The organism is Alloalcanivorax xenomutans, assembly GCF_900217905.1.
Taxonomy (GTDB): Bacteria; Pseudomonadota; Gammaproteobacteria; order Pseudomonadales; family Alcanivoracaceae; genus Alloalcanivorax; species Alloalcanivorax xenomutans.
The window spans coordinates 45,408-57,742 of record NZ_OBMO01000011.1; the positions used below are offsets into that span (position 1 = coordinate 45,408).

Genomic DNA, 12,335 nt, shown 5'->3' on the forward strand with positions numbered 1-12,335 from the left:
GGCGTCCCTTATCACCATGACAAATGTCATTGAGGTTCCGGGAGTTGGTGAGCAATGATTCGGCTTTGCAACCGTTTAATGAGAGAGAATCGAATTGGAATACGGAGTACTGATCACGCTGCACCTGTTCTGCGCGATCTTCTTTATCGGCATCGTGGCGTTCGAGGTGATCTTTCTGGAGAACATCCGTCGGTATCTGCCCGCCGGTATGATGACGCTGGTGGAGGAGGGCATTCACCGAAGAGCGCGAAAGATCATGCCCTATGTGGTGGGGCTGCTCTTCCTCACCGGGATCGGATTACTGGTGAGGGTGTATTGGGCTGGCTGGTATCCTCCATTTTCCAGCGTTTTTTCCACACTCCTGACGGTGAAGATTGTGCTCGCGCTGAGTGTCCTGGTGCATTTCATTACCGCCATCCGGGCCTCCGTCTGTGGGAGTATGAGCTCCCTGCGCTTCAAGATTACCCACTACAGTGTTTTCATCCACATGGTGCTGATTGTGGTGTTGGCCAAGGCCATGTTCTACCTGACCTGATCGATCCGCCTTGCCCTCCGTGGGAGGCGAGCCGATGATCCGGCGTTGTTTGTCGTGTTGCCTGCTCGTTGCCACAACCGTTCTGGCGGCGGAGCCTAACCGTCTGGATCCGGTGACGGTCGAAGCCGGTAACGAAGCGGTGCATGAAAAGCGGGAACTGCAACGCCGGCTCGATGACGTGCCCGGTGCGACCAACCTGATCGATCCCGGAGAGAAGGAGGGTAGCCAGGCTACTCTGGCCAGGGTGCTGGATTTTGAGCCGGGGATCATCATCCAGGAGTTCTTCGGCGGCAATGATCAGCCAAGACTGAATATCCGTGGATCAGGCATTCAGGATAATCCGGTCAGTCGTGGCATCCAGATTCTTTACGACGGTCTGCCGATCAATCAGGCGGACGGTTCCTTTATTATCGGCCTGATTGATCCCGAGCAAACCAGCCTGATCTCCGTGTACCGTGGCGCCAACGCGCTCCGATATGGTGGTACCACTCTCGGCGGCGCCATTGATTTCAATATGCGCACGGCACGAAACAGTCCGTCCTCGGTCTCTCTGGAAGGGGGATCCTGGAACACCTGGCGGGGCAGTGTCGCCCTGGCTGAAAAAAAAGAGCAATGGGATGGCTACATACGCGCCGGGTATCAGGCATCCGACGGTTGGCGAAGCCACAGTGGCGCGCAAAGGAACACCTTCGTTGCCAACTTCGGATACCGGGGCGGGAACTGGATCAACCGAACCTATCTGAATCTGGCGGATAACCGTTTCGACATCCCCTTTCTGCTTACCAAGGACAGGGCCTTGTCCGATCCAGACTCGGTGATGGGGGACTACGCTGATCCGGACAATAAAAGCACAGAGGATTTTCTCAACGTCCGGGTGCGCCAGCCGGAACGGGACACCCGGCAGACCAGACTGGCCAACAAAACCATCTGGTACACGGAACAGGCTTCCCACAGTCTGGGGTTGTACGCTGAGTCAATACGGGACCGGTTCAAGAATCCGGCCTGGCAAGCCAATACCGAGGCGGGCAATTTCGGTCTGGATTACGGGACGGAAGTGTTTGTTCCCAATACGGATGGAACGGAGGCTCGCTATCAGGTATTCCTGTCCGCCAACTCTGGCGCCATGCCCAGGGAATACTATCTGGTGCATCCCGACGACGGCAGTCTGGAGAGGCGCTTCGCCGATCTCGATTTGCGGGCCAGCAACGTGGTCGGAGGAGCGCAGGTCAATTATCCCCTGTCCCGACGGTGGCAGGCAGTGGCCGCGTTTCAGTATGCGTGGCACCAACGGAATGTCGATGATGAGAGAGCCCCTGGTCTGCTCGACAGCGAGCTGACCTATCGCGCTCTCAATCCAAAGCTCGGACTGATTTATTCGCCTTTCGCCGGCACGCATTACTACGCCAATGTGAGCCGGAGTTCGGAAGCTCCCACCTTTTGGCAATTGGTGGACCTGGGGCCGGGGTCGGTGCCGGCGTCGCCGGCGAGCCTGTATCTGATGACCAAGCCCCTCGAAATGCAGATGGCGAACACCTTTGAAGTGGGCGCCCGGCGGATTGCCGGCTCCTTCGCCTGGGAAGGGGCGTACTTTTATTCGCGGGTCAAGGATGAGCTGATCGCGGAAGTTCAGAACTTCGCCATTGACGGCACCACGGTGAACTACGATCACGATACGGTGCATCAGGGTGTTGAACTGGCGGTGAGCGCCCGAAGCGGGCGTGGACTGTTCCGCTCCGGAGACTGGCTCTCCGTGCGTGGGGTCTACAACTACAGCGACTTCCGTTTCCATGGCGGGCGGTATGACGGTAAGCGGATCGCCGGCATTCCGGTTCACCTGGTGACCGCTGAATTGGGATATCACTGGTCGCGGCGGCTTGGCCTGACACTGTCCGCCCGTTGGCAGCCGCAAGACACCCATGTCGATCACTACAACGCGGGACTGAAGCAGGACAGCTATCTGCTGCTCGGGGCCGCTTTGTCATATCGTCCGACGCCATCTTGGGAGTGGTTCCTGGATCTGCGCAATCTCACCAACGAGACCTGGCAGACGGCCTACGTAGTCCGCGGGCTGTCGGCGGAAGATCCCGAGTCCAGCCTGACCGCTCCGACCTTCGTGCCCGGCGCGGAATTTCACGGTTACGCCGGAGTAACTTACCGATGGTGAAGGGGCGCCACGGCAGCCCCCGATATGGAACGAGGAAGGGGGTGATATGAAATTGAAGACTGCTTTGATGAGTGCTCCGCTGTTGATCATCTGCGGCGCGGCTATGGCCGGGACTCCCGGCCTGACCGGTGTCTATCATGGTCAGCACCTGCTCACCATGCGAGGTTGTCCCGGAGCTTGCCAGGCCGGCAGTGAGCTGGTGCTGGGCAAAGGCATCCAAAATGCGGACTGGAGCTGGAACTTCGATGAGGGGTGGGTGCTGATTCGCGGCACCACCCTGACCGTGGGATTCGATTACGAGGTCCAATCCATCGGTAATCAGGGGCAAGGGGATGATCGCTTTACCGCCGGGTTCACCGATAATCTGGATGGTACGTACACGGTTTATCACGGCTTTCAGATCTACAACCCGAATGTCGGTAATCCCCGTGCCGATACCAGCACCCGGTTCGAGATCACCGAGGACCCGGATAACCCCAATCGTATCTTGATCATCACCGTGGATGATGAGCCGGCGGGCGTACTCGACGGTATTCCGGGGACTCAGATCACGGGTGTTTTTCCGATGACCGTGCAGCCCGACTTCGAAGGTTACGCGCGCCTGGAAGGCAGCAGCAGCGGAGGTGATGGCATCAGTGACCAGTTGAAGGAACAGCTGGGGCTCAACCCGGATGCCGATAACGCGGATACCGACGGTGATGGCTTGCCCGATGCGGAGGAACTGGGGGAGGACCCGGAGAACCCGGTGGACACGGATGCGGATGGTCTCATCGACGCCCTGGAGCCTGGCGCGGCGGCTCTGGATCCCCGGTTGGCAGCCGGTGTGGCGCTGCTCGACGGTATCCCTGGGCGGCAGGTGACTGGAGACGCCTTGTCCGGCACCACCGCCGAGGCCGCCGTGGGCGAGCCTTGGCGCTTTGCCGGCGTCACCACCGGCTATATGTCCCTGGCCACGGACCCGGACGGAGATTCCTCCATTCCCGATACCACGCGCGGTGACGCCGGGCTGGAATACCAATACGGATTCATTCGGTTCGATTTGCAGGCAAGCGCCATGACAAGCGAGCCGGTGACGGTGCGTGTTACCTTCCAGGCACCGCTGCCGGAGTCTTCGCGTCTTCTTCTGTACGCCTCTCAAGTCATCGACGGCAACGAACGCTATCGATTAATGGCGTCCGATGCATATCGACGACTGAGCGATCATGCGCTGGAGATCCGATTGCATGACAATGGCCCCTGGGATCTGAACCCGGAGGCCGGTGTCCTGGCCTTCGGCGTGGCGCCGGTGGAGAACACCCTGGGAAGTCACCAGGAGAGCTCGGGCAATGGGGGCGGTATAGGTGCGGCTACTCTGGCATTGCTGGCTCTCCTGGCGGCATTCAGGCGCGGGCGCGTGGTCACCTGATAAAGCCGATCCGCGCCGTTGCCTGCCCGGCGCTGCCCGGTGACACGGATGGGAAACAGGGGAATTTGCCGAATCCCCATGGTCACGTGTACTTTCTTGTCTTTGCCGCGGCGCCATCGGGCGGCCCGCCCCAAGGAGAGAAGTATGGCCGGAACCAGTTTGCTGGCGCTGATCGATGACATCGCCACGTTGCTCGACGACGTATCCCTGATGACCAAGGTGGCGGCGAAGAAGACCGCCGGTGTGCTGGGGGATGACCTGGCCTTGAACGCCGAACAGGTATCCGGCGTGCGCGCCAATCGGGAATTGCCGGTGGTCTGGGCGGTGGCCAAAGGATCCCTGCTCAACAAAGTGATTCTGGTGCCGGCGGCGCTGCTGATCAGCGCCTTCGCACCCTGGGCGATCACCGTGCTGTTGATGATCGGTGGGGCTTACCTGTGCTATGAAGGCGCCGAGAAAGTCCTGCACAAGTTCCTGCATAGTGAGGACGAGCACAACCGGGAAGAACGGCTCCAGGCGTTACAGGATGCCAAGGTGGATCTGGTCGCCTTCGAGAAGAAAAAAATCAAAGGTGCCATTCGTACCGACTTCATCCTCTCCGCCGAAATCATCGTAATCTCCCTCGGTGCCATGCAAAGCGCCAGTTTCGGGGTGCAGGTGATTTCTCTCAGTACCCTCGCCTTGCTGCTGACCATCGGGGTGTACGCGTTGGTGGCCGGGATCGTCAAGCTGGACGACGCGGGCCTGTTGCTGATGAAAACTCCCGAGGACCGTTTCGCCGCTCCGGCCCGCATTGCTCTCGGCCGGGGATTGCTGACCTTGGCCCCGTGGCTGATGAAAACCTTGTCGGTGCTGGGTACCATCGCCATGTTCCTGGTGGGTGGTGGCATTCTGGTTCATGGTATTCCGGGTTCCCACGACTGGGTGCATCACCTTGGCGAACTGGCCGGGGCAGTGTCCTGGGCGATACCGGTGCTGGTGAATCTGATCGGTGGATTGATCGCCGGCCTCATCGTGCTGGCGGTGGTGAATCTGGTGGGGCGCTTGCGAGGCAAGAGTGAGGCACAGACCCACTAGGCTTCCCGCCGGGCTCAGGGCTTGATTGGCCGCTCCAGGACAGAAAAGCCTTAGGGGTTTCATGGATGGAAATGGTGGGCCCACCAGGACTTGAACCTGGAACCAACGGATTATGAGTCCGCTGCTCTAACCAATTGAGCTATAGGCCCTTGGAACTCGGAGGATGTGCAACAGCGGGAGGAGGTATCCTGCCCCGGCCGGCGGTCTCGGTGGCGAGATGCCGGTGTCCTTTGTGTCTTGGTTTTTCCCCGAAAAAACAAGGCCCGGATGGCGCTTGCCGTCCGGGCCGGTAGTTATATAACGAGTTACATGTCCGCGTCCAGGAAACTGCGCAGGTGCTCGCTGCGAGAGGGGTGGCGCAGCTTGCGCAGAGCCTTGGCTTCGATCTGCCGGATCCGCTCCCGGGTGACGTCGAACTGCTTGCCGACTTCTTCCAGGGTGTGGTCGGTGTTCATGTCGATGCCGAAGCGCATGCGCAGCACTTTCGCTTCCCGGGCGGTGAGGTTGGCCAGCACTTCCCGGGTGGCTTCCTCCAGACCCAGGGAGGTGGCGGAATCCACCGGGGAGTCCACGTTGCCGTCCTCGATGAAATCGCCCAGGCTGGAATCCTCGTCGTCGCCGATCGGGGTTTCCATGGAGATCGGCTCCTTGGCGATCTTCAGCACCTTGCGCACCTTGTCTTCCGGCATTTCCAGGCGCTGGCCCAGTTCTTCCGGAGTCGGCTCGCGGCCCATTTCCTGCAGCATCTGGCGCTGTACCCGATTGATCTTGTTGATCGTCTCTATCATGTGCACCGGGATACGGATGGTGCGCGCCTGGTCCGCGATGGAGCGGGTGATGGCCTGCCGGATCCACCAGGTGGCGTAGGTGGAGAACTTGTAGCCGCGGCGATATTCGAACTTGTCCACGGCCTTCATCAGGCCGATGTTGCCTTCCTGGATCAGATCCAGGAACTGCAGGCCACGGTTGGTGTACTTCTTGGCGATGGAGATCACCAACCGCAGGTTGGCTTCGACCATTTCCTTCTTGGCGCGGCGGGCCTTGGCTTCGCCGATGGAAATGCGGCGGTTGATTTCCTTGATGTCCGCCACCGGCAGGCCGATGACTTCTTCCACGGTGATGATCTTGCGCTGGTTGCGCTGAATGTCTTCCGCCACCGCCAGCAGGCGCTCGGAGTAGTCCTTGGCCTTTTTGGTCTTGGCGTGGGCGGCGACCCACTCCAGGTTGGTCTCGTTACCCGGGAATTGCTGTACGAAATCCTTGCGCGGCACGCCGGCACGGCGGATCGCCAGCGCCATGATCTGGCGCTCGAACTTGCGCACGATATCCAGGTGAGTACGGGCGCCTTGCAGCAGCTGGTCGTAGATGCGCGGTACCAGCTTGAACAGGGTGAAGTGCTCGGCCAGCGCTTCCAGCGCCTTGGCGCTGCTGGCGTGGTCGCGGCCGTTGCGCTTGAGCGCCCGTTCAGCTTTTTCGTAGCGCTTCTTCAGTTCGCCGAAACGTTCCGCCGCCAGAGCCGGATCCAGGCCGCCTTCATCCTCTTCGCCGTCGTCGTCGCTGTCGGTGCTGTCGTCGTCTTCGTCGTCGTCCTTATCCTTTTCCGCGGCCTCGGCCTGCTTCTTCTGGTTGAAGCGCGGCTCTTTGTTGGCGTTGGTGGCGGCGGCGCCGTCGTCGTCCGGATCCAGGTAACCGGCGATCACGTCGGTCAGCTTGCGCTCCTCGGACAGGATACGGTCATATTCATCCAGCACCATCTCCACCGCGCCGGGCCAGAAGGCCAGGGCATGCATGACTTCACGGGTGCCTTCCTCGATGCGCTTGGCGATCTCGATTTCGCCTTCCCGGGTGAGCAGCTCCACGGTGCCCATTTCGCGCATGTACATCCGCACGGGATCAGTGGTGCGGCCCGGCTCGCTCTCCACGGAGGCGAGTACGGCGGCGGCTTCCTCGGCAGCAACCTCGTCGGTGCTGTCGGCGCCTTCACCCATCATGATCTCATCGGCATCGGTGGCTTTTTCCACCACGGTGATGCCCATGTCGTTGATCATCTGGATGATGTCTTCCACCTGGTCCGTGTCGGTGATGGACTCGGGCAGGTGGTCGTTCACTTCGGCGTAGGTCAGGTAGCCCTGTTCCTTGCCCAGCGCGATCAACTGCTTCAGCTGTGACTGCTGTTGCTGCTTTTGAGTCGTCATGCGAAATGCCCGTAGTTGGAAGAGCCGTGGTCCTGGGAAAACGGCGTATTATACGCTGATATGGGGGGTTGAGCCAGTAATCACAAGACCCCCGCTATGGTTCAGCCTGGTGTCCGGCACGCGCTCTGGCGAGTGCGCGGTGAAGCTCTGAAAGCCGCGCCAGGTCTGGATTGGGGCGGGCTTCCTCGGTTTTCAAAGTCTGTTCCAATGCAAGAGTATGCAGGCGATGCAGGGCATCGTCCCAGTACCGCCGCGCGGTATCGTCATCCATGGTTGGCTTCAGCGCCTCACGCAGCAGACGGGACAGGGACTCGCCTTGTTCCAGTGCCATGATGGCGCCCAGCGCCGCCGCCGGGGTGGCGTGCTCGCGTACCGCGCCGGCCACCTGCAGCAGCAGATCGACCCGCGCCAGATCCAGTTCCTCGACCCCTTCGGGAAGAGGGCGGTCGCGCACCACCTGGGGGTGGGAGAGCAGCAGCAGGACCAGCCGTTCCACCAGGCCCAGGCCGGGCTGGCGCGCGCGCGATCCCAACCGCGGGCGGTCCGGGACAGGGTCCGGTTCATCCGCCATGGCCGGCGGGAAGTCCGGCGGCGGTGCGTCGTCCCAATCCGGTTGCTCCGCATGGTCGGTATGGCGGACGGCCCGCTGCGGCGGTGCCGCCGGCCTGGATGCCGGGGCTGGCCGAGGCGCGGGTTCCGCCGGCGCTTCCTGGCGCAGCCGCTCCAGAGAGGAGCGTTCCAGCCGTGTCAGCCGCGCCAGTTCCTCCTCCAGCAGCACCCGGTAGAACGGCCCCGAGGGCTTGCTCAGGTAAGGGAGCGCCAGCCGCGCCAGCCGCGCCCGGCCGTCCACGGTGTTGAGGTCCAGCCCCTCGGACAGGTGCCGGAACAGATAGCTGGACAGGGTGTCCGCCTTCTCGGTGAGCGCCAGCAGGGTTTCCGGCCCCTGGGCACGCACCAGGGTGTCCGGGTCCTCGCCGTCGGGCAGGAACAGGAAGCGCGCCTGCTTGCCGTCGTCCAGGGACGGCAGGGCGGATTCCAGAGCCCGCCAGGCGGCGCGTCTGCCGGCGTTGTCACCGTCGAAACAGAACACCACCTCGTTCACTTGCCGGAACAGGGTCTGGCAGTGCTCCGGGCTGGTGGCGGTGCCGAGGGTCGCCACCACGTTGGGCACCCCGTGCTGAGCCAGGGCGATCACATCCATGTAACCCTCCACCACGTAAAGACGATCACTGCGGTCGCGGCTGCGGCGCCATTCCCATAGCCCGTACAGTTCCCGGCCTTTGTGGAACACCGGGGTTTCCGGGCTGTTCAGGTATTTGGGTTTGCCGTCGCCGAGCACCCGGCCGCCGAAACCGATGGTGCGACCGCGGGCGTCCCGGATCGGGAACTGGATCCGGTCACGGAACTTGTCGTAAACCCGGCCGGTGTCCTCGCGCCGCACCAACAGGCCGGCAGTGAGGGCTTGCTCCAGCCCGGCCTGGTCCAGCGACAGCCCGGTCATCAGATTGTCAAAGCCGGGCGGGGCGAAGCCCAGACCGTATTGGGCGGCGATCTCGCCGCTGAGTCCCCGGCCTTTCAGGTAAGCCACTGCTTTTTGCCGATCCGGGGCGCTTTTTAATTGCTGACGGTAGTAGCGCTCCGCCCGTGCGAGCAAATCGTACAGGGTTTGCAACCGGCTCCGGCGTGCTTTCTCCTCACGACTGTCGTGATGCTCCTCGCGCGGGATGTCGACACCGGCGCGGCCGGCCAGTTGCTCCACCGCCTCGGGGAAGGAGAGATGGTCGTACTCCATGACGAAGCGCAGCGCATCGCCGGAAGCGCCACAGCCGAAGCAGTAATAGAATTGCTTGTCCGGGGACACCGTGAACGACGGCGTCTTCTCCTGGTGGAACGGGCAGCACGCGGAATAGTTGCGTCCGGTTTTCTTCAGCGGCACACGGGCGTCGATCAGCGGCACGATATCGATTCGCGCGAGAAGATCCTGAATAAAATGTTCGGGAATCAAACCGGCCATGGGAAGCAATATTCCGACTCACCCGGGCTGATGGCAAGTCCGGCTAATGAGAGAGTGGTGGAGGCCGGCACTCAACGGCTGATGGGGGCGCCGCCGGGGATGGGCGGGAACCGCGTGCCGGGTCCGGAATCAGCCAGTGAGCCTGGCTTTGACCTTGCCGCTGACCGCGCCGATATCGGCCCGGCCCTGCAGTTTGGGCTTGAGCAAGCCCATGACCTTGCCCATATCACCCATGCCGGCGGCGCCGGTACTGGTGATGGCCTCGTCGATCAACGCCTCGATTTCGGCATCGTTCAGGGGCTGGGGCAGGAATTCCTGGAGGATCAGAATTTCCGCTTCTTCCACCTCGGCCAGTTCCGGACGGTTGGCGTCACGGTACTGACCGGCGGAATCCTTGCGCTGCTTGACCAGTTTATCGAGCACGGCGAGGGCGCGGGCGTCATCCACTTCGATGCGCTCGTCCACCTCGATTTGCTTCAGCGCCGCCATGGCCATACGCAGAACACCCAGGCGCGCCTTGTCTTTGGCGCGCATGGCGTCTTTGGTGGCGCCGGCGAGCTGTGCTTTGATCGCGCTCATGGTCAAAGACCGGAAACGGTCTTAGTACAGACGCTTACGGGCGAGCTGCTCGCGTTGCAGCTTCTTCAGGTGACGCTTGACCGCGGCGGCGCGCTTACGCTTGCGTTCCTGAGTCGGCTTCTCGTAGTTCTCGCGACGGCGGACTTCGGACAGAACACCGGCTTTTTCACAGGAGCGCTTGAAGCGGCGCAGGGCCACGTCGAAGGGTTCGCCTTCTTTTACTTTCACCTGAGGCATGAAGTATCACCTACCTAAAAAGTGTTGAGTTGTGTGGGTTCCGCCACGGGCTCAGGTGGTCCCTCGGGGGCAAACGTCATGGGGACGGCCACCCAGGCGGCAGGGCGCGAATTCTACCCGTGACCGGCAGGTAAATGCAAATGGCGGCGCGCCGGGCTATCATGCCGGCCCTCGCCAGCGGGTGCGCCGCTGGCCGGATTCCGCTTTTTGAGGTGGCTAAATGCGCGTTTTGGGCATCGAAACCAGTTGCGACGAGACCGGCGTGGCCGTGTACGACACCGAACGGGGCCTGTTGAGCCAGGCCCTGTTCAGTCAGATCGACATGCACGCGGTCTATGGCGGTGTGGTGCCGGAGTTGGCCAGCCGCGACCATGTACGGCGCTTGTTGCCGCTGCTGCGCCAGGTCCTGTCCGACGCCGGCATTGGCGCCCGGGAATTGGACGGCGTCGCCTACACCGCCGGGCCGGGGCTGGCCGGGGCCCTGCTGGTGGGCGCCGGCGTGGCTCGCGCTCTGGCCTACGGCTGGGGCGTGCCGGCGTTACCGGTACACCATATGGAAGGGCACCTGCTGGCGCCGCTGCTGGAAGACGACGCCCCGGACTTTCCTTTTGTCGCGCTGCTGGTCAGTGGTGGGCACTCACTGCTGCTGGAAGCCCGCGCCCTGGGCGAATACGTCCCTTTGGGTGAATCCGTGGATGACGCCGCCGGTGAAGCCTTCGACAAGGCGGCGAAGATGATGGGGCTGGGTTACCCCGGCGGTCCGGCGATCAGCCGTCTGGCGGAGCAGGGACGGGTGGGGCGCTTTCGTTTTCCTCGGCCGATGACCGATCGGCCCGGCCTGGATATGAGCTTCTCCGGCCTCAAGACCTTCACGCTCAACACCATTCACGATCTGGGGGGCGCCACCGCGCTGAATGACCAGGACCGCGCCGATGTGGCCCTGGCGTTCCAGGAAGCGGTGGTGGACACCCTGGTGATCAAGTGCCGCCGGGCCATGCAGGCCACGGGCGCCAAGCGCCTGGTGGTGGCCGGTGGCGTCAGTGCCAATGGCATGTTGCGCGAGCGGCTGGCGCGGGCCATGGGCAAGCTGGGGGTGAAGGTGTATTACCCCGGGCTGGCGTATTGCACGGATAACGGTGCCATGATTGCTTACGCGGGGGCTTTGCGGCTGGCCGCCGGCGAGCGTCAGGAAGGGCTGGGCGTGAGCGTGCGGGCGCGTTGGCCGCTGTCGGAACTGGCGAGGGTGCCTTCTCATTGAGAACGATCGCGGTCCTTTCCTTGTATGAAGAGGGCCCTTGCTGTCCCCTATTCGCTGGCAAGCCAGCTTCCCACGGCAGCTCCGTAGCCCTTCTCCGTGGGAAGCTGCCTTGGCAGCGAATTGCCGTGTAAGCGGGCCCCTAGTCTTTCTTCCTGAACCCCAGTTCCTCGCCGCGCAGCAGTTTGGTCAGGTTGGCGCGGTGACGCACGATCATGATCAGGGTCAGGGCGGCCATCGGCAGCGCGGCGCCGGGCAGCCAGAACCACAGGCAGATGGGGGCCGCGACGAAGGCGCTCAGCGACGCCACCGAGGAAATGCGCAGCATCCCGAATACCACCAGCCACACCGCGCCGGCCACCAGACCGCTGGGCCAGTGCAGCGGAAACAGCACGCCAAAGGCGGTGGCCACGCCCTTGCCGCCCTTGAATTGGAAGAACACCGGGAACAAGTGGCCGAGGAAGGCGCAGAAACCGACCAGTGCCACGGCAAATGGGGAGAGCCCCAGGGCCGTCGCCGCCAGGACGGGCAGCACGCCTTTGAGCACATCGCCGAGCAGGGTCAGCGCCGCCGCCGGTTTGCCGGCGATGCGCAGCACATTGGTGGCGCCGGGATTGCTGGAACCCTGGGTGCGCGGGTCCGGATGGCCGAACAGACGGCAGACCAGGATGGCGCTGGAAATCGAGCCCAGCAGATACGCCACCGCGCATAAAGACAGCAACCAACCCCAGCTTTCCTGTAATGCCATGGCAACCACCGGCTATAATCCCCGAATCAACAGGCTGGACATTGTACACACAAGCCGCTTGTCGCGCGTCACCCCGGGTTCAGGCTCCCGGGAGTGGCGCGGCCAAACCTAACCGCGTATCAGGCC

The 12,335-nt window shown here is 62.5% G+C and carries 10 protein-coding genes and 1 tRNA gene; 5 read left to right on the forward strand and 6 right to left on the reverse strand.

The genetic code is table 11. The annotated features are described in order from the left end of the window. Nucleotides 1-94 precede the first annotated feature (94 nt). The 4 genes from CRO06_RS10200 to CRO06_RS10215 all read left to right on the forward strand — a co-directional run bounded on the left by CRO06_RS10200 (nt 95) and on the right by CRO06_RS10215 (nt 5,181). Nucleotides 95-535 carry a CopD family copper resistance protein gene (locus tag CRO06_RS10200; RefSeq protein ID WP_097058375.1) on the forward strand — a complete coding sequence of 147 codons (441 nt, stop codon included), beginning with the start codon at nt 95-97 and terminating at the stop codon, nt 533-535. A gap of 112 nt (nt 536-647) precedes the next feature. Next, complete coding sequence (locus CRO06_RS10205) at nt 648-2,699, forward strand: TonB-dependent receptor family protein (protein WP_179746564.1); 2,052 nt, start codon at nt 648-650, stop codon at nt 2,697-2,699. A 46-nt stretch (nt 2,700-2,745) separates the two neighbouring features. Beyond that, nucleotides 2,746-4,104 carry a hypothetical protein gene (locus CRO06_RS10210; RefSeq protein ID WP_097058377.1) on the forward strand — a complete coding sequence of 453 codons (1,359 nt, stop codon included), beginning with the start codon at nt 2,746-2,748 and terminating at the stop codon, nt 4,102-4,104. Between the two features lie 144 nt (nt 4,105-4,248). Further along, complete coding sequence (locus tag CRO06_RS10215; RefSeq protein WP_097058378.1) at nt 4,249-5,181, forward strand: DUF808 domain-containing protein; 933 nt, start codon at nt 4,249-4,251, stop codon at nt 5,179-5,181. Between the two features lie 72 nt (nt 5,182-5,253). On the opposite strand, the gene CRO06_RS10220 is transcribed toward CRO06_RS10215, so the two are convergent. The 5 genes from CRO06_RS10220 to rpsU all read right to left on the reverse strand — a co-directional run bounded on the left by CRO06_RS10220 (nt 5,254) and on the right by rpsU (nt 10,206). Beyond that, nucleotides 5,254-5,330: transfer RNA gene (locus CRO06_RS10220), tRNA-Ile, on the reverse strand. 156 nt (nt 5,331-5,486) lie between these two features. Then, nucleotides 5,487-7,376 carry an RNA polymerase sigma factor RpoD gene (rpoD, locus tag CRO06_RS10225; protein WP_022994155.1) on the reverse strand — a complete coding sequence of 630 codons (1,890 nt, stop codon included), beginning with the start codon at nt 7,374-7,376 and terminating at the stop codon, nt 5,487-5,489. Between the two features lie 94 nt (nt 7,377-7,470). Beyond that, nucleotides 7,471-9,390, reverse strand: a complete 1,920-nt coding sequence (gene dnaG / locus CRO06_RS10230) for a DNA primase (protein ID WP_022994154.1) — start codon at nt 9,388-9,390, stop codon at nt 7,471-7,473. A gap of 129 nt (nt 9,391-9,519) precedes the next feature. After that, nucleotides 9,520-9,969, reverse strand: a complete 450-nt coding sequence (locus tag CRO06_RS10235) for a GatB/YqeY domain-containing protein (RefSeq protein WP_097058379.1) — start codon at nt 9,967-9,969, stop codon at nt 9,520-9,522. 21 nt (nt 9,970-9,990) lie between these two features. Then, the gene (gene rpsU / locus CRO06_RS10240) at nt 9,991-10,206 is read right to left on the reverse strand and encodes a 30S ribosomal protein S21 (RefSeq protein ID WP_014993329.1); all 216 of its coding nucleotides are present in this window, start codon (nt 10,204-10,206) and stop codon (nt 9,991-9,993) included. A 220-nt stretch (nt 10,207-10,426) separates the two neighbouring features. Between rpsU and tsaD the strand changes: the two genes are divergently transcribed. Beyond that, on the forward strand, nt 10,427-11,464 hold the full coding sequence (gene tsaD, locus CRO06_RS10245) for a tRNA (adenosine(37)-N6)-threonylcarbamoyltransferase complex transferase subunit TsaD (RefSeq protein ID WP_097058380.1): 1,038 nt from the start codon (nt 10,427-10,429) through the stop codon (nt 11,462-11,464). A 139-nt stretch (nt 11,465-11,603) separates the two neighbouring features. On the opposite strand, the gene plsY is transcribed toward tsaD, so the two are convergent. Then, a complete protein-coding gene (gene plsY / locus CRO06_RS10250; protein ID WP_097058381.1) occupies nt 11,604-12,209 on the reverse strand; it encodes a glycerol-3-phosphate 1-O-acyltransferase PlsY in 606 nt (201 codons plus the stop codon). Nucleotides 12,210-12,335 lie beyond the last annotated feature (126 nt).